Genomic DNA, 15,872 nt, shown 5'->3' with positions numbered 1-15,872 from the left:
TGTGTTGTCTGTCCGGCCGCCTTCGCGAGCAAGCCCGCTCCCACAGGTGACCGCATTCCAAATGTGGGAGCGGGCTTGCTCGCGAAGAACGATAACGCGGTCCAACTGAGGTCACGCCCCGCCAAGCCCCTTGATCAGCAAATCCACATTCCTTTCCAGTTCAGCCACCGGATCCTCGGCATCGGTACTCAACACCACCCACCGGCTACCCGACCCGGCAATCACCGCTTTCAGTGCATCCGACGGCTGCCGATGATGCAGCACCACCGCCACGTCATTGTCCTTGAGTGTTGTGGCCAACTGCCTGAGCGCTTCGGGTGTCCACTCGGCATCGGGGCGTGCGTCCTGGCCGATCAATTCCAGATTGAGACTGCCAATCAGGTAGCCAAAGTGATCGCTCAGGCTCATCACATTGAGGTTATCCGCGTTGGCCAGGCGCGCCTCGCTGGCAGCGCTGAGTTTGAGCAAGCGCTGCTTGAGCGCTGCCAGGTTGGCGTCGATTGTCGGCTTGGCTTCAGGGGCCAGGCGCACCAGATCCGCCGCCATCACGTCGGCCATCCGCCCCATGTTATTGCTGGAAAACCACGGCTGACTGTTCAGCCCGTCGACCTTGTTGCCGGGTTGCACGGCAATACCGGGCAGGGCGCCGTCCACGGGGCGGGCGGCGTCGACTTCGACGATACGGATATTGCTGCGGCGCGCGATCGGGTACAGCGGGTCATCCGGCCACAGTGAGCGCAGGCCGATCACCGCATCGGCATCGTCCGCCAGTCTGGCCAGCGCCGGGGCACCGCGGCCAGTGAAATAGGCGGTCTGGCGGCTGCCGGGCAGGTTGGCCGGCGCGGCGCGTTCGAGGTTGACATCGGTGCCTTTGAGCAGCACTTCACCCAGCCCATACGTAATCGGCAAAGAGGCCAGCACGCGCAGCGGTTTGCCGTTGTTTGCGGCGAAGGTCGTGGCGGCCAGCCCGCACAGGGCCACCGAGAGGGTCAGTTGACGCAGTGAAAAAATCATTTATCCAAGGTTCCCTTTCAGGCTGGGGACGATGCCGCGCGCAATGGCGGCCAGGGCGAAGGCGATACCGGCCACGAGGATGATGGCGGCGCCGGACGGGATCGGCAGGTCGAAGACAATCGGAGCGAGAATCCCGCCTAGCGTGCTGACAGTGGCGATCAACACCGAACAGCAGAAAAAGCCCTTCAGCGATTGGCTGAGCAAACGCGCCGCCGCTGCCGGAATCACCAGCAGCGCGCCAACCAGAATCGCACCGATGACCTTCACCGCGGCGACGGTGATCAACGTCACCAGGATCACGAACAGATAATCCAGAGCCTTTACCGCGACCCCGCGCACCGCCGCCAGTTGCGGATTGAAGCTGGCGAGCATGATGCGGTTGTACAGCGGCAAGGCCAGGGCCATCACCAGCGAACCGACGATGGCCAGCACCAGCAGGTCATTGCCGTTGACCGTCAGCACCGACCCGAAGAGCACGTTTTCCAGAATGTGCACGTTGATTTTGCCCGCCAGAATCAGCAGCAGGCTGGCGCCCAAGGCGAGCGACACCGAGAGGAACACGCCGATCAAGGTGTCCGGCGCCAGGCCGGTGCGGTTGCGCAGGTAGTTGAGCAAAATGCCGAACAGCAGGCAGTAGCCGAACAGGCTGCCGTAGGGGCCGGTGTAGGGCTCGCCGAGCAAAATGCCGATGGCCACGCCGGTCAGCGCAGCATGGCCGACGGCTTCGGAGAAAAACGCGAAGCGCTTGACCACCACCAGCGTACCCAGGCCGCCCAGTACCGGGCCGATCAATAGGCCGGCGAGCAGGGCGTTGACCACAAATCCATAGGCCAGCGCCTCGGGCAGATAACCCGACGAGGCCCAACCCTGGACCATCAGGCGAAAAGCTTCGTAACTCATCAGGCAAGGCTCCGTGGGTGAGTCGAGAACAGCATCAGCAGGCGCTCCGGCGTCAGTGCCTGTTGCGGCGTGGCGTCGAACAGCACTCGGCGATTGAGCCCGGTGACGTGATCGGCCAGGCGCCTGACCGCTTCCAGGTCGTGCTCGATCCACAGCACGGTGGTGCCCGCCGCTCGCCAGTCGCCGAGCAGGCGTTCGAACACCTGAATTCCGGCCTCATCGAGGGCCGACATCGGTTCGTCGAGTACCAGCAGTTGCGGAGGCGGGATCAGCCCCTGGGCCAGCAACACCCGTTGCCGTTCGCCGCCGGATAGCGCGCCCATGCGTCGCTTGCGTTTGTCCTGCATGCCGACCCGTTCCAGCGCCTCGCCAATCGCCGCCGCGTAGTGTTTGCTCAAATCTAGAAAGGCCGGGCGACGCTGGCACATGGCGGCCATGAAATCGTCGACGGTCATCGGCAAGCCCCGGTCGAACTCCAGCGCCTGTGGCACATAGCCGATGGTCCCTGGCTCGGCCGACCATTGCAGGCTCAAGCGGCCCTGATGCGGCATTTGCCCGAGCAAGGTCTTGATCAGAGAACTCTTGCCGCCGCCGTTGGGGCCGACCAGTGCATGCACGCTGCCGGGGCGGACCTGAAAGGTCACCTTGTCGAGGATCGTCGTGCGCCCGAGGGTCAGGCTGACTCCGGCAAAATCCAGCGTCGGCCCGGGAACCTGTGGGAGCGGGCTTGCTCGCGAAAGCGGTGTGTCATTTGGCAATGATGCTGACTGACCCACCGCATTCGCGAGCAAGCCCGCTCCCACAGGGTATTTGGCGCTTGGGGTGGTGAGCGTTTCTTTCGATGTCATGCGCCGGACTCCAGAATCGCCCGCACCACGGTGTCGAGGTTGCTGGTCATTTCCTTTTCGTACTTGTCGGCGGCGTATTCGCCGTAGGAAATATGCGACAGCGGATACAGCTTCACCCCGGATTCGCGCTGGATGGTGTCGACGTAAGTGGACGGGAAATCCATCTCCGAGAAGATCACCTTCACGTCCAGCTCACGCAGTTGGTCGATGGTCTTTTTCAACTGGCTCGGGCTTGGTTCGATACCGTGGGCCGGCTCGACCACGGCCGTCACTTCCAGGCCGAACTCGCGCAGCAGGTAGTCGTAGGCCGCATGCACCGTGGCCACCCGCAGTTCGGCGTTCGGCGCCTGGGTCAGTTTGGCCAGGGCGTCGGCGCGCATCTTGCGCAGGCGCTTGCCGTAGGCGCGGGCGTTCTCGGTGTAGGTTTTGGCGTTGGCCGGGTCGAGCTTGCCCAGCTCCCGGGCGATGTTGTTGACCTGGGCAATCGAGGCGCTGATTGACAGGAAGGTATGCGGGTTCACAACTTTGCCGGCACCACGGGCGGCAACACCGGTGGCGGCGAGCAGCGGCACGTTTTCATTGGCTTCGATCACCGCGACATTTGGGGTTTCGCTGGCGGCGATCATGCGGTCGGCGAAATCATCATGGCCGACGCCGTTGAGCACAATGACGTCGAGGCCGCTGATGCGCTTGATGTCTTCGGCGCGGGGTTCATAGGCATGCGGATTGAAACCGGCCGGAATCAGCGGCACTACGTCGGCCTTGTCGCCGACGATGTTCGCCACATAGCTGTAATAAGGGTGCAGGGTGATGCCGATGCGCAGGCGTTTGGCTTCGTCGGCGCTGGCCAGTGATGGCAGCAGGCAGGACAGAAGCCCCACCAGCAGCAGTCGCAGGAAAGATCGTTGAGATGAAATAGGCATGGGAAAGCGGTCTTCTCTCGGGTGAAGGCGAGGGTTCAGTGCCGGTGCTGGCGGGTCACGCCGGCATCGAATTGCGCGACGACCTGCTGCCAGCCGGCGCTTTCGAGCGTGGCGTCGCTGAGGTCGGCCGGTGCCGTGAGCTTGCCGGCGCGGTTGAGCCAGATGTCCGGTGCGGCATCGTCGGTTGCGTTCATGCGCATCAGGAATGAACCGGCGACAGTCGGCGACTGGCTCAGGCCGAAGTAGGCCTTGGCGTCGAGCAATTGCCAGGTATGGCCGCCCCGGCTGACAGAACTGGCGTCCTGGGCGAACGGGGCAAAACCTTCCTCGGCGAGAGCTTCGGGCGTCGCCAGCGTTTGCTGTTCCTGACGCAACAAATGAATCTCGTCCAGCGTCACGCGCAAATCGGCGTAGATGCCTTGCTCGGCAGCACTGAGGTCACGGCGGGCATCCAGTTGGTGGCTGTTGACGCTGTTCACCTCATACGGTTCACCGCGCCAGAGCACCACAGTCCCTGCGACCGCGAGGATCACCAGGCACAGCAGCAGAACGTAGAGGGATTCGTGACCTGCACCGGCCGGGCGCACGACTTGGGTCGTTGGAGTGCTCATGGCGCCTGGATGTCCGCTTGGTCTATTTCCACGACGTGACCGGGGCCGGCATCGAACAGCACATAGAACTCGGCGCCGGGCTTCTTGAAGGTCAGGGTCGAATCAGGTCCGAGCTTGCCCGGCACCAGAATGGTTTCGTCGTAGCCGATCACGTCGAGGGTCACGCCCGGCGCGCCGCTGCCGTCGGAAAAACCGCCGGTGCACTGGATCTGGTCGGCGTCGATGGCCTTGCATTCGCACATCGGGTTGTGGGCCAGGGCGCTGGCGCTGAAGCCGGCGCAGAGCAGCAACACGGTGTTGAGCGGGCGAAGCGGGTTGATCATGGTTTGCCTCCTTGTTTGTTCAGCCAGGCGATGGTGGCGGGAGAGGCCTGGCGCAAAGGAATGGATGCCTGATGCATGGCGCCGTCCCAGCCTTCCATGGTGATCCACAGCTCGGCGTCGGCCGTGGTCTTTTCCGGGACGGGCAGCGAAGCGCCCATGCGGTACGGCGTACCGAAGAAAATCACCCCGGCGGCGCGCAGGCTGCGGGGCTTGCCGATACGCAGGTAAGTGGCCTTGACCTGTCCGATACAGGCATCGCACAGCGCGGCGTTGAAGCCTTTCATGTAACCGGCCGGTCCTTCGAGCATCGGGGCTGAGTTGCGCAATTCCGCCAGGCGCAGGCTCCAGGGGCCGACCTGTACTTCGCCGACGTCGCGTTCGCCCAGGCCGCTGTCACCACGCATCAACGCTTCGTCGGCGAAATACTTGGGCATGAAACCCAGTGGAATCAGCAGCAACAGGACATTCAGGTGAAAGCGCCATTTGTGCCAGAACACGCTCAGGCGCGAGGGGGGAGAGGCCGCAGTGACTTTGCTCACAGGTTGGCCTCCGACGTTTCGTTGCTTGTGGCTGGTTGCTCCGCGGTGCCGCGCTGTTTCTTGTGGCTGCGCTTGAAGGCATTGGCCGTGGCCAGTGCCGTGCGTTTGGTCCAGATCAGCAAACCGCTGAGCACCATCATGCTCAGCAGCAGACCGAAAAATGCCCAGATCAGCTTGATCCACAGTCCGCCGAAGTCTCCGGTGTGCAACGGGCGCATGGACTCGGTGACGAACTCCAGGGCCGAGCGGTCGGAGATCAGGCGCGAGGCGGCGATTTCGCCGTTGTACGGGTTGATGGTGGCGGTCTGGAACATCAACGGATACCAACCGCGTCCACCGACATCCAGATGGCTGTAGGCATTGCCCGGCAGGCTGACGAAACTGGCCTCCAGACCGGAGATTTCCTGCGTGGCGATTTCAATCGCGCGGTCAAGGTCAATACGGGGTGGGGGCGACCCATCGGGCGACAGCGGTACCGCTTCGCGGGAGATCGCCGGGATGATCTTTTCCGTGGAAATGGAAATCTGGTTATCGGACAGCAATGCCTGGATCAGGAACCATGTGCCGGTTATGGAAATCACTGCGATGAACCAGATCGACCAGATGCCGCTCAAGCGGTGAAAGTCGCCCCAGAAAATCCGTGCACCGTGACGAATGCGCAAGGTCGGGCGGAAAAAACCTTTCCAGAAGCGCTTGTAGACCACCAGTCCTGTGATCAGCGAAGCCAGCAATGGCAAGCCGAGAAACGACACCAGGTACCAGCCCCAGCTATAGCCATTGGTAAACGGCACCAGCCACCAGGCGTGCAAGGCGCGGGTGAAGGCGCGGAAGTTGAATTCCGGCGCAACACCCTGGATCACACCGCTGTACGGATTGACATAAATCACCACCGAGCGCCCGTCGAGGTAGCTGACTTCGACATCCAGGGCAAAGTGCGATTCGTCGGGGCGGCTGATGCTCTGCACCACGGTCTGCGGTTCAGCCTTGTTGATGGCCTCGATGACCTGCTGATAGCTGAGCAGCGGGGCATCGTCCGTGGGTTGGGTGGCACGCATTGGCGGGTTGGCCAGCCAGACGATTTCCTGACTGATGACGGCCAGGGTGCCGGTCACACACACGATCAGTACGAAAAACCAGATCGGCAGCGCCAGCCAGCTATGGACCAGGAACCAGATTTTTGAACGGGACTTCTTTGACATGTTGGAGGTCTTGCCTGGATGAGTGGCCGCTCGGCTGCGGGCTTCGCAGGGAGGAGCGCCATGAAGGTCCAGTCGTGGCTTTTGCCTACGCGAAAGGACTGCATCTAGGTAGGACGGATGAGCAGGGGAAATCCCGAAAGGGGAAATGAAAGAAAATGTTTCGCGAGGGGCGGAGAGGCAGAGCAATCCGCGCACCGCCGGCCGCAGGATTTACATTTACTGAAGATCAAACGGTGGGAGCGGGCTTGCTCGCGAAGGGGCCGGCACATTCAACATCCACGTCGCCTGACACTCCGCTTTCGCGAGCAAGCCCGCTCCCACAGGGTCCTTCAGTGATCACAAGTCCGGCGTAAGATCGGGGACCCACTGTGGGAGATTCTATGGTTGGGAAAAAGCCCTCAACCCTGACTGAACATCTCCTTCGCCCGTTGTTCAATCTGTTCCTGGGTCAGGTCTTCCTTGCGCGTGGCCAGGAACCACACGTGCCCGAAGGGATCCTTCAAGGTGCCCGTACGGTCGCCGTAAAACTGATCCTTGACCTCGGATACAACGGTTGCGCCGGCATCAATGGCTTTTTTGTAGGACTTGTCGACATCAGTCACGTACAAATGCAGACCCACGGACGACGAATTGTCCGGATTACTCAGCGGTCCTTGATCGCACGGTGTGCCTAGCATGATCGGGCAATCGCCAATGCGCAGTTCGGCGTGACCGACACCGCCATCGGGCATGGCCAGGCGCATGACTTCAATGGCGCCGAAGGCTTTTTTGTAGAAATCGATGGCATCTGCAGCTTTGTTGATGCCCAAGTAAGGGGTGATGCTGTGATATCCCTCTGGAATGGGTTTGACGCTCATGATGGATCTCCCTGTTCCTGTTTTGTGAATAGACAGTGCCTGCGCCGTTATTCGGCCGAATTAATATAGGTCAGCCTCTTTCGTCTCACCGAACACCCGACGAGCAGTCGCGCCACACAAGTGCCATCAAGTCGGCTCCAACCAGTGCGCTCCCGGCCCGCGTTCCCCCAGCACATCGACAATGATCGCCATTTCCTGATAGCCACTATTGAAAGCGTTGATTTCTGCTGCCCGGGAGGCGCGGGTAGCCTGTGTTCATTGCCTCGAACCCAGTCGCCAGGACGCCAAAAATGAAACCGATGATTGCCACTTTGCTGATGCTCGCCGTCTCCGTACTCGCCGGATGTGCCAGCCATGTTTCCCCGGAACTTCGCCCTTACACGGCTGAAGAGACCAAGGAACTGGCGCTGGAGGCGCTGAACCGCCGCGGATTGTCCTTCGACGAATACCATGCGAAAAAAGCCGAACTGCTCGGCCAGCCGCAGAAGGCGTTCGGCTTCGACAACCAGGGTGAAATGAACGCCGGGCGATCTGTACAGCTTCACGGTCGTCCAAGCTGAAGCAAAACTGTACTGCTTCAAGTTTCACACAACTGTCCGTGGGTTTCGCCCAAGGTGTGCGGTAGGGTCAATACCTGACCGACCCTGACGGACTGCCACCCATGACGCTCTCACTCGACCTGCTGCTGGGCTTCGCCCTGTTTGCCCTCGTCACCTCGATCACGCCCGGCCCGAACAACACCATGTTGCTGGCATCCGGGGTGAACTTTGGTTTCAACCGCACGATTCCGCACATGCTCGGCATCACCTGTGGCTTCTTCGTACTCGTGGTGGCAGTCGGTTTCGGCCTTGGCGCGGTGTTCCAGGCTTACCCTTTGCTCTACACCGTGCTGCGTTACGTGGGGGCGGCGTACTTGCTGTATCTGGCCTGGAAAATCGCCCATTCCGGACCAATGTCGGAGAGCCAGCAGGGCGAGGCGAAACCGATCAGCTATTTGGGCGCCGCCGCGTTCCAGTGGGTCAATCCCAAGGCCTGGATCATGGCCATTGGCGCCATCAGCACCTACACGCCGATGCAGGGTTACTTCACTAATGTGATCGTGATTGCGGCCGTCTTTGCGATCATCAACCTGCCGAGCGTCGGTGTCTGGGCCGCTTGTGGCACGCTGTTACGCAACGTTCTGAAGGACCGCCGCTGGCTGCGCCTGTTCAATTGGGGCATGGCCGCGCTGCTCGTGGGGTCGCTGTATCCGTTGTTGCTCGAAAGCTTTAGCTGACGCATTGCTTCAATCGGTTGCCCGATGCCTGTTAAGCTGACTTTTCAGGAGCGTTCCTACGCACTATTAAATGAAGTAGTTCTTCTTTAACGGCATCCGATCAGGTATTGGTAACGTTCTGAAAACCGCGCGCAGCTCACAAGGCTGCGCTTTGCCGTTTGCAGTCACGAGCTTCCTGATCCCGGAACACGCTCTGCGAGTCTTTTATGAATAAACGTCCGTTGTATTTCGACTACGCCGCCACCACGCCGGTGGATGAGCGAGTCATCAAGGTGATGGTCGAGTGTCTGGGCTTTACCGGCAATTTCGGCAACCCGGCCTCCAGTTCCCACGCATTTGGCCAGCAGGCCCGGCAATCGGTGGAACAGGCGCGACGCCAGGTCGCCGAACTGGTCGGCGCGACGCCCGAGCAGATCATCTGGACCTCAGGCGCCACCGAGTCCAACAACCTCGCGCTCAAAGGCGTGGCTCAGGCCCGGGGCGTTGGCGGCGGCCATATCATCACCAGCCAGATCGAACACAAGGCCATTCTCGATACCGCGAAGCAACTGCAGGATGCCGGTGTAGCGGTGACTTATCTGGTGCCGGACGCCGATGGCCTGATCACCGCGCAAGCGGTCAGCGAAGCCATGCGCGAGGACACCTTCCTGGTCTCGCTGATGCTGGTCAACAACGAACTGGGCACCCTCAACGACATTCCCGCCATCGGTCAGGTCGTGCGTGATCGCGGGGCGTTGTTCCATGTCGACGCCGCACAGGGCGCGGGCAAAGTGGCGATCGACCTTGCACAGTGGGCGGTGGACCTGATGTCGTTTTCCGCGCATAAACTGTACGGCCCAAAAGGCATCGGTGCGTTGTACGTCGGTCCGCGTGCACAACAGCGCCTGCAGGCGCAGATCCATGGCGGCGGGCATGAGGGCGGTTTGCGTTCCGGAACACTGGCGACCCATCAGATCGTGGCCATGGGCTCGGCCTTTGCACTGGCGGCGGCTGCATTCGATGAAGAGAAAGCCAGCATCGTGCGTTTGCGTGAACGCTTGCTCGAGCAATTGCAGAGTATTCCCGGTGTACGGCTCAATGGCAGCCCGACCCGGCGCATTCCCCATACCCTGAGCCTGACCTTCAGCGAAGGCGAGTTCAACCCGGCAGCATTGCTGGCCTCGATCGCGTTTTCCGCGACCTCGGCCTGCAATTCCGCCAGCAATACCCCATCCCATGTACTGCTGGCCCTGGGGCATGATGCCCGCTCGGCGAGTCGCACCATCCGCTTGAGCCTCGGGCGTTTCACCACCGAGCAGGATATCGACCAGGCGGTTCAACTGATCAAGGCAGCCTGCGCCAGTGCTCCGGCATTCTGGCAATAGGGCGACGAAGTGCCGACGTTGATCGGCCCTCAACAATAATGATGAAGTGGTTAGCAGGAGACACGATGAATACGCAGCTTTCGATCAACGGATCGGTGCCCCAGCGCCTGGCGCAAACCCGCGAACTGATGAGCCGGGAGGGCATTCATGCCCTGCTGGTGCCGTCGGCCGACCCGCATCTGTCCGAATATCTGCCGGGTTACTGGCAGGGGCGCCAGTGGTTGTCGGGTTTCCATGGTTCGGTCGGTACCTTGATCGTGACCCCGGATTTTGCCGGCGTCTGGGCCGACAGCCGTTATTGGGAGCAAGCGACCAAGGAGCTCAAGGGCAGTGGCATTGACTTGGTCAAGCTGCAACCGGGTCAACCCGGGCCACTGGAATGGCTCGCCGAGCAAACCCCCGAAGGTGGCGTTGTCGCCGTCGATGGCGCGGTCATGGCCGTGGCTTCGGCACGGACCCTGGGCGGTAAACTTGAAGAGCGTGGCGCCCGCCTGCGCACCGACCTCGATCTGTTGAGCGGGGTCTGGAGCGACCGCCCAAGCCTGCCGAACGAACCGATCTATCAGCACTTGCCACCACAGGCGACCGTCAGCCGTGGCGAAAAACTTGCCAAACTGCGTGAAACCCTTAAGGCACGGGGTGCCGACTGGCATTTCATTGCCACCCTCGATGACATCGCCTGGCTGTTCAACCTGCGTGGCGGCGACGTGTCATTCAATCCGGTATTCGTTTCTTTCGCCTTGATCAATCAGCAACAGGCCACGCTGTTTGTCGCCTTGAGCAAGGTCAGCGCCGAGCTGCGCGCCATCCTCGAACAGGACGGCGTGACTTTGCGCGATTACAGCGAAGTCGCTGCCGCACTGCGCGCCGTGCCGAGCGGCGCGAGCCTGCAAGTCGACCCGGCGCGGGTCACGGCGGGGTTGCTGGACAACCTCGACTGCGGGGTGAAACTGATTGAAGGCCTGAACCCGACCACCCTGGCCAAATCGCAAAAAAGCCTGGCCGATGCCGAACACATCCGTCAGGCCATGGAACAGGACGGTGCAGCGCTGTGCGAATTCTTCGCCTGGCTGGACTCGGCGCTGGGCCGCGAGCGCATCACCGAACTGACCATCGACGAAAAACTCACCGCCGCCCGTGAGCGTCGTCCGGATTACGTGTCACTGAGCTTCAATACCATCGCCGCGTTCAACGCCAATGGCGCGATGCCGCACTACCACGCCACCGAAGAAGAACACGCGGTGATTGAAGGAGACGGTCTGTTACTGATCGATTCCGGCGGTCAGTACCTGGGCGGCACCACCGACATCACGCGGATGGTTGCGGTGGGCACACCGACCGATGAGCAAAAACGCGATTGCACCCGCGTACTCAAGGGCGTGATTGCCTTGTCCCGCGCGCAGTTCCCGAAGGGCATTCTGTCGCCACTGCTCGATGCCATCGCCCGCGCGCCCATCTGGGCAGAAAGTGTCGACTATGGTCACGGCACCGGTCATGGCGTCGGTTACTTTCTGAATGTCCACGAAGGTCCGCAAGTCATCGCTTATCAGGCTGCGCCTGCGCCACAAACGGCGATGCAACCCGGCATGATCACGTCCATTGAGCCGGGCACCTATCGTCCGGGTCGTTGGGGGGTGCGGATCGAAAACCTGGCGATGAACCGTGAGGCAGGCAAAAGCGAATTCGGCGAGTTCCTGAAGTTCGAAACGCTGACCCTGTGTCCGATCGATACACGCTGCCTGGAAACCTCACTGCTGTCCGAAGAGGAAAAACAGTGGTTCAACGCCTATCACGCCGAAGTGCGTGAACGCCTGAGTCCGCTGGTCGAGGGGGCCGCGCTGGAGTGGCTGAACACTCGTACCGCGGCTATTTGATCGGGTGCAGCTACTGGTTCCTGCGTAGCTATTTGTCTCTGTGCAGCTCAGGCGCTTTTTCAAGCACCTGAGCCACATAGTCGACAAACGCTTTGACCCTGGCGGATTGGCGACGATTCGTCGGGGGACACGCCATGAATCGCCGAGGCGGCGCCGTTGATTGAGGCGGGTAAGCTCCTGCCGTTGCTTGACCCGCACTCGTTCACATTGCAGACCGCAGAAGCCGCCCATGTACTGCTCTTGTCGGGAGCGGCAAAGGGGCGGTTGGTGGTCGAGATTTAACTCAAGGCTTCGAGCACGAAGTCCAGTCGATCCTGGCCGAAGTACAACTGGTTGCCGACAAACATGCTCGGCGCTCCGAACACCCCTCGCTGCACAGCTTTTTCGGTATTGTCCTTGAGCACGGCTTTGACTTCTGCATCAGCGGTCAGGGTCAGCACCTCTTGCGGGTCGAAAGCGTTTTCGCTCAGCACTGCCGCGACAGTTGCCGGTTCATCGAGATTCCGACCGTCGACCCAAATGGCCTTGAACAGGCAATCGATGAACTCGGCAAAACGTTCAGGGTGGCGCAACTGCATGCCTGTTACGGCACGCATCAGCATCAAGGTATTGATCGGGAAGTGCGGATTGAATTTCAGAGGCACGCCGTAGCGTCTGGCGTAGCGGTCCAGATCCTGAAACATGTAGCGGCCCTTTGCCGGGACAGTCACCGGAGAGGCGTTTCCGGTGGCTTTGAATACCCCGCCCAACAAGAGCGGAATGTAGACCAGCCGGGTATCGGTCTGTGCACAGATTTTCGGTAGCTGGGTATAGGCCAGATAGGTGGCGGGGCTGCCGAGGTCGAAGTAGAACTCCACGGTTTTGCTCATGTTCAAGGCGCTCGTCTTGTTGTTATGTGTGGGGAGTTACCAGCGCTCGCTCCAGGGGCGAAGGTCCAGCTCGAAAGTCCAGGCATCGCGGGGCTGGCTGTGCAGGTACCAGTAGTTTTCGGCTATATGCTCGGGATCGAGGATGCCATCCTGATCCTTGGTTGCATATTTTTCGGGGAAGCTTTCACGGATGAAGTCGGTATCGATGGCGCCGTCGACGACGATATGGGCAACGTGAATGTTCATCGGCCCGAGCTCCCGGGCCATGCTTTGCGCCAGTGCACGAATACCGTGCTTGGCACCCGCAAATGCGGCGAATCCGGCAGCGCCACGCATGCCTGCGGTGGCCCCGGTGAAAAGGATCGTGCCCCGCTGGCGCTTGGCCATGCGCTTGGCCACTTCACGCGCGTTGAGAAAACCGGAAAAACAGGCCATTTCCCAGATCTTGAAATACTTGCGGGCGGTTTCTTCGAGAATACTGCACGGCACGTTGGCGCCGATGTTGAAGACAAAAGCTTCGATGGGGCCGATCTGGGTTTCGATCTGCTCGACCAGCGCGATCACGTCTTCCTCTTTACGTGCATCACAGGCAAAACCATGGGCCTCGCCACCATCGGCCTGGATGGCATCCACCAGTGGCTGGAGCTTGTCCGCACTGCGGCGGGTGACGCAGGCGACAAAACCCTCCTGCGCAAAACGCTTGGCAATGGCGCCACCGGTGGCATCACCTGCACCGACGACCAGTACGACCTTCTTGTTATTCATGGGTAGATCCCTTTGGTAAACGATCGTTAACTAAACGAACGTTATGCTACGATTCGACAGGCGTCAAGGTGAGCAATCAAGGGAGAAGGGCAATGCGTTATTCCGCCAGTCATAAGCTGGAAACCAGGCAAAGGCTGCTGGAAAGCAGTGCGGTATTGGCCAAGAAATCCGGATTTTCAACGGTGGGCGTGGACGGCCTTATGAAAGCGGTTGGCTTGAGTGGCGGCGCTTTCTACAGCCACTTCTCGTCGAAAGACGAGTTGTTCGCAACCATTGTCGAGCGTGAGTTGTGCCAAAGCCTGGCGCGACTGGGGGAAGGGCAGGACCGTGACAAGCTTGAGCGCTGCTTGAAACTGTATCTGAGCATGTCGCATGTCGAGAATCCGGAAACCGGCTGTGCGTTACCGGTATTGGGGGCGGAAATTGCCCGATCCGACATTTCTGTCCGTCAACAGGCAGAGCTCTGGATTTGTCGGCTTCAGGAAAGTTGGGCGGGTGTTCTGCAAAGCGACAGCCTGGCATGGGCGATTCTGTCGCAATGCATTGGCGCGCTGGTTGTAGCGCGTATGCTCGCTAGCCCGGATATTCAGCGCACAGTGCTTAAGTCCAGCCACGAAGAGATTGGCCGTCAGATCGCAACTCCAAGAGCGTGACGCGACGGCCCTGACTATTTGCAGATGACAATCATGCTGCGGCTGGTATAGCCGGCAGGATTGAGGCCAAACGGATAATCGCCGGGCTCTTCCACTGCATCTCCCGACTTGGCAATGACCTTGTAACCCTTGGGGGCGCAGGAGTTGGCCGCGCTGGCGTAGCACTTGTCCCAGGACGAAGACAGTCCGGAACAGTTGATATGTAGCCCTTTCTTGCCGTGTTTGATCTGTGTTTTTGATGTCGCTGCGCAGCCCGCAATTGCAAGTACGGCGATCAGTATCAAAATTCGTTTCATTACTGTCCTTAAAGCGTCCCCGGATCTTGTGCCCGGGTCTGGCTGCATTCGCTTGCGCTTGAAGCTTACTGATATCCCTATCTGGAATTGTCCATGGTATGACTCTGGGTCGCGGGGCTAAACATGGCCTAATTGAGCGTCAAATACCAGACCTACGTCATATCTGCTCTCAATCTGCCGCTACTGCCGGCTTGGCGGCAGTGCTCATAGTCATGGTTGCGCCGACGGATGCCAGGATGATGCACATGATAGCCATCCACTGTGACAGCGAGAGGTATTCATGAAGGAACAGCAAGCCCGATAAGGCGCCGAAGGCGGGCTCGATACTCATCAGTGTGCCGAAGGTTCTGGCCGGCATGCGGGTTAGAGCGACCATCTCCAGGGTGTAGGGGAGGGCAGTGGACAACATGGCAACGCCGAGGGCCACAGGGATCAATGACGGGGTCAACAGAGCGGAACCGGCATGGACAATGCCGATAGGGGCTACGAACAGTGCAGCGATCATTACCCCCAGCGCGGCGGTTTGCACGCCATTGTCAGCCCCGGCTTTTTGGCCGAACAAAATGTACAGCGCCCAGCAGACACCTGCACCCAAAGCATAACCGGCGCCTATCAGATCGATTCCTGCGGTCGCTTCTCCTGTCGGTATCAATAACAGTAAGCCGACGGCAGCCAGGGCAATCCACAAAAAGTCGATCGCGCGACGGGAGGCGTAGATTGCCACAGCCAACGGGCCAGTGAATTCCAGAGCCACCGCGATACCCAGCGGGACTGTTTGCAATGACATATAGAAGAGGAAGTTCATGCCGCCCAGCGCCATCCCGTAGACGATGACGGTGCGCAGAGATCTTGCGGTTAATTTCGCCCGCCATGGACGCAGTATCAGCATCATGATCACGCTGGCAAAAATCAGTCGTAATGTTGTCGTCCCCTGAGGGCCAACAACGGAGAACATGCTTTTGGCCAGGGAGGCTCCGGACTGAATCGATGCCATGGCTATGAGTAGCAGCCCCACCGAGAATAAGGTAGAGGCTAGGCTGCGAGGCTGATCATTCATTACGTGGCATCGTCCGAAAATAGGAAGTAAGGGCGTTTCTCTTCGTGATGGGCAATATACTGCGCATTCACTGCGGGCGCGTCTATATATAAGCGGCGTTTTTGCATATGTCGGTAGAAAACCAAAATCAGTGCTTGACGGCAGATTCTGGAGGCCTATAATTCGCCCCACTTCCGGCGCAGTCGAAACGGAAAACTCCTTGGTAAACAAAGAGTTACGCAGTTTTCGGCAGCGGGTTGCTTCAGGTCATCGAAGCCAAAAGGAAGTTGAAAAAGAGGTGTTGACAGCAGCGTGTAGCGCTGTAGAATTCGCCTCCCGCTGATGAGAGATCGGAGGCGCAAGTGGTTGAAGTTACAAAGGAAACTTTGAAAGCTTCGGAAAAAAATCACTTGACAGCAAATGAGGCTGCTGTAGAATGCGCGCCTCGGTTGAGACGAAAAGCTCTTGACCAACCGCTCTTTAACAACTGAATCAAGCAATTCGTGTGGGTGCTTGTGGAGTCAG

Annotated in this window: 19 protein-coding genes; 6 read left to right on the top strand and 13 right to left on the bottom strand. The window is 59.9% G+C overall.

Features of this window, described 5'->3' with window-relative positions; genetic code table 11:
* Positions 1-111: 111 nt before the first annotated feature.
* From PMI28_RS06890 to PMI28_RS06930, 9 genes are all read right to left on the bottom strand, one after another.
* On the bottom strand, positions 112-1,014 hold the full coding sequence (locus PMI28_RS06890; RefSeq protein WP_007990129.1) for a metal ABC transporter substrate-binding protein: 903 nt from the start codon (positions 1,012-1,014) through the stop codon (positions 112-114).
* Entirely contained in the window at positions 1,015-1,914 is a 900-nt protein-coding gene (locus PMI28_RS06895) for a metal ABC transporter permease (protein WP_007990128.1), read from the bottom strand.
* On the bottom strand, positions 1,914-2,762 hold the full coding sequence (locus PMI28_RS06900) for a metal ABC transporter ATP-binding protein (RefSeq protein ID WP_007990127.1): 849 nt from the start codon (positions 2,760-2,762) through the stop codon (positions 1,914-1,916). The genes PMI28_RS06895 and PMI28_RS06900 overlap by 1 nt, the downstream gene beginning before the upstream one ends.
* Positions 2,759-3,685 carry a metal ABC transporter substrate-binding protein gene (locus PMI28_RS06905; RefSeq protein WP_007990126.1) on the bottom strand — a complete coding sequence of 309 codons (927 nt, stop codon included), beginning with the start codon at positions 3,683-3,685 and terminating at the stop codon, positions 2,759-2,761. The genes PMI28_RS06900 and PMI28_RS06905 overlap by 4 nt, the downstream gene beginning before the upstream one ends.
* Before the next feature lie 35 nt (positions 3,686-3,720).
* On the bottom strand, positions 3,721-4,296 hold the full coding sequence (locus PMI28_RS06910; protein WP_007990125.1) for a DUF6162 family protein: 576 nt from the start codon (positions 4,294-4,296) through the stop codon (positions 3,721-3,723).
* Positions 4,293-4,619 (bottom strand): hypothetical protein, encoded by a 327-nt coding sequence (locus tag PMI28_RS06915; RefSeq protein ID WP_007990124.1) that lies wholly within the window; start codon positions 4,617-4,619, stop codon positions 4,293-4,295. Before PMI28_RS06915 ends, PMI28_RS06910 begins: the two co-directional genes overlap by 4 nt.
* Entirely contained in the window at positions 4,616-5,158 is a 543-nt protein-coding gene (locus tag PMI28_RS06920) for a hypothetical protein (protein WP_007990122.1), read from the bottom strand. Before PMI28_RS06920 ends, PMI28_RS06915 begins: the two co-directional genes overlap by 4 nt.
* Entirely contained in the window at positions 5,155-6,357 is a 1,203-nt protein-coding gene (locus PMI28_RS06925) for a PepSY-associated TM helix domain-containing protein (RefSeq protein WP_007990121.1), read from the bottom strand. The genes PMI28_RS06920 and PMI28_RS06925 overlap by 4 nt, the downstream gene beginning before the upstream one ends.
* A gap of 398 nt (positions 6,358-6,755) precedes the next feature.
* Positions 6,756-7,214, bottom strand: coding sequence for a VOC family protein (locus tag PMI28_RS06930; protein WP_007990120.1), 459 nt, complete (start codon positions 7,212-7,214; stop codon positions 6,756-6,758).
* Between the two features lie 290 nt (positions 7,215-7,504).
* On the opposite strand from PMI28_RS06930, the gene PMI28_RS06935 reads away from it, so the two are divergent.
* The 5 genes from PMI28_RS06935 to PMI28_RS29915 all read left to right on the top strand — a co-directional run bounded on the left by PMI28_RS06935 (position 7,505) and on the right by PMI28_RS29915 (position 12,010).
* The gene (locus PMI28_RS06935) at positions 7,505-7,774 is read left to right on the top strand and encodes a hypothetical protein (RefSeq protein ID WP_007990119.1); all 270 of its coding nucleotides are present in this window, start codon (positions 7,505-7,507) and stop codon (positions 7,772-7,774) included.
* Positions 7,775-7,875: 101 nt separating this feature from the next.
* A complete protein-coding gene (locus PMI28_RS06940; RefSeq protein ID WP_007990118.1) occupies positions 7,876-8,490 on the top strand; it encodes a LysE family translocator in 615 nt (204 codons plus the stop codon).
* A gap of 206 nt (positions 8,491-8,696) precedes the next feature.
* Complete coding sequence (locus PMI28_RS06945) at positions 8,697-9,854, top strand: cysteine desulfurase family protein (RefSeq protein WP_007990117.1); 1,158 nt, start codon at positions 8,697-8,699, stop codon at positions 9,852-9,854.
* A 65-nt stretch (positions 9,855-9,919) separates the two neighbouring features.
* Positions 9,920-11,728: an aminopeptidase P family protein gene (locus tag PMI28_RS06950; protein ID WP_007990116.1), complete on the top strand. Its 1,809-nt coding sequence runs from the start codon at positions 9,920-9,922 to the stop codon at positions 11,726-11,728.
* Between the two features lie 156 nt (positions 11,729-11,884).
* Positions 11,885-12,010, top strand: coding sequence for a hypothetical protein (locus tag PMI28_RS29915; protein ID WP_274517544.1), 126 nt, complete (start codon positions 11,885-11,887; stop codon positions 12,008-12,010).
* Here PMI28_RS29915 and PMI28_RS06955 read toward each other — a convergent pair.
* On the bottom strand, positions 12,007-12,597 hold the full coding sequence (locus tag PMI28_RS06955; protein ID WP_007990115.1) for a 2-hydroxychromene-2-carboxylate isomerase: 591 nt from the start codon (positions 12,595-12,597) through the stop codon (positions 12,007-12,009). The two genes, PMI28_RS29915 and PMI28_RS06955, sit on opposite strands and share 4 nt — an antisense overlap.
* Before the next feature lie 36 nt (positions 12,598-12,633).
* The gene (locus tag PMI28_RS06960) at positions 12,634-13,362 is read right to left on the bottom strand and encodes an SDR family oxidoreductase (RefSeq protein WP_007990114.1); all 729 of its coding nucleotides are present in this window, start codon (positions 13,360-13,362) and stop codon (positions 12,634-12,636) included.
* A gap of 92 nt (positions 13,363-13,454) precedes the next feature.
* Between PMI28_RS06960 and PMI28_RS06965 the strand changes: the two genes are divergently transcribed.
* Positions 13,455-14,015 (top strand): TetR/AcrR family transcriptional regulator, encoded by a 561-nt coding sequence (locus PMI28_RS06965; RefSeq protein ID WP_007990113.1) that lies wholly within the window; start codon positions 13,455-13,457, stop codon positions 14,013-14,015.
* Positions 14,016-14,029: 14 nt separating this feature from the next.
* Here PMI28_RS06965 and PMI28_RS06970 read toward each other — a convergent pair whose 3' ends face one another.
* Positions 14,030-14,311 carry a hypothetical protein gene (locus PMI28_RS06970; protein WP_007990112.1) on the bottom strand — a complete coding sequence of 94 codons (282 nt, stop codon included), beginning with the start codon at positions 14,309-14,311 and terminating at the stop codon, positions 14,030-14,032.
* 169 nt (positions 14,312-14,480) lie between these two features.
* Positions 14,481-15,368, bottom strand: a complete 888-nt coding sequence (gene rhtA, locus PMI28_RS06975; RefSeq protein ID WP_007990111.1) for a threonine/homoserine exporter RhtA — start codon at positions 15,366-15,368, stop codon at positions 14,481-14,483.
* Positions 15,369-15,872 lie beyond the last annotated feature (504 nt).

This window comes from Pseudomonas sp. GM48 (genome assembly GCF_000282335.1).
Classification (GTDB): Bacteria; Pseudomonadota; Gammaproteobacteria; order Pseudomonadales; family Pseudomonadaceae; genus Aquipseudomonas.
The sequence above is the reverse complement of the archived record's forward strand: the minus strand, read 5'-3'. Positions and strand labels throughout refer to the sequence as shown.

Bases quoted from the DNA above. Each gene is read 5' to 3' on its own strand.
- PMI28_RS06890 (WP_007990129.1), bottom strand. From the start codon at position 1,014: ATGATTTTTTCACTGCGTCAACTGACCCTCTCGGTGGCCCTGTGCGGG.
- PMI28_RS06895 (WP_007990128.1), bottom strand. From the start codon at position 1,914: ATGAGTTACGAAGCTTTTCGCCTGATGGTCCAGGGTTGGGCCTCGTCG.
- PMI28_RS06900 (WP_007990127.1), bottom strand. From the start codon at position 2,762: ATGACATCGAAAGAAACGCTCACCACCCCAAGCGCCAAATACCCTGTG.
- PMI28_RS06905 (WP_007990126.1), bottom strand. From the start codon at position 3,685: ATGCCTATTTCATCTCAACGATCTTTCCTGCGACTGCTGCTGGTGGGG.
- PMI28_RS06910 (WP_007990125.1), bottom strand. From the start codon at position 4,296: ATGAGCACTCCAACGACCCAAGTCGTGCGCCCGGCCGGTGCAGGTCAC.
- PMI28_RS06915 (WP_007990124.1), bottom strand. From the start codon at position 4,619: ATGATCAACCCGCTTCGCCCGCTCAACACCGTGTTGCTGCTCTGCGCC.
- PMI28_RS06925 (WP_007990121.1), bottom strand. From the start codon at position 6,357: ATGTCAAAGAAGTCCCGTTCAAAAATCTGGTTCCTGGTCCATAGCTGG.
- PMI28_RS06930 (WP_007990120.1), bottom strand. From the start codon at position 7,214: ATGAGCGTCAAACCCATTCCAGAGGGATATCACAGCATCACCCCTTAC.
- PMI28_RS06935 (WP_007990119.1), top strand. From the start codon at position 7,505: ATGAAACCGATGATTGCCACTTTGCTGATGCTCGCCGTCTCCGTACTC.
- PMI28_RS06940 (WP_007990118.1), top strand. From the start codon at position 7,876: ATGACGCTCTCACTCGACCTGCTGCTGGGCTTCGCCCTGTTTGCCCTC.
- PMI28_RS06945 (WP_007990117.1), top strand. From the start codon at position 8,697: ATGAATAAACGTCCGTTGTATTTCGACTACGCCGCCACCACGCCGGTG.
- PMI28_RS06950 (WP_007990116.1), top strand. From the start codon at position 9,920: ATGAATACGCAGCTTTCGATCAACGGATCGGTGCCCCAGCGCCTGGCG.
- PMI28_RS06955 (WP_007990115.1), bottom strand. From the start codon at position 12,597: ATGAGCAAAACCGTGGAGTTCTACTTCGACCTCGGCAGCCCCGCCACC.
- PMI28_RS06960 (WP_007990114.1), bottom strand. From the start codon at position 13,362: ATGAATAACAAGAAGGTCGTACTGGTCGTCGGTGCAGGTGATGCCACC.
- PMI28_RS06965 (WP_007990113.1), top strand. From the start codon at position 13,455: ATGCGTTATTCCGCCAGTCATAAGCTGGAAACCAGGCAAAGGCTGCTG.
- PMI28_RS06970 (WP_007990112.1), bottom strand. From the start codon at position 14,311: ATGAAACGAATTTTGATACTGATCGCCGTACTTGCAATTGCGGGCTGC.
- rhtA (WP_007990111.1), bottom strand. From the start codon at position 15,368: ATGAATGATCAGCCTCGCAGCCTAGCCTCTACCTTATTCTCGGTGGGG.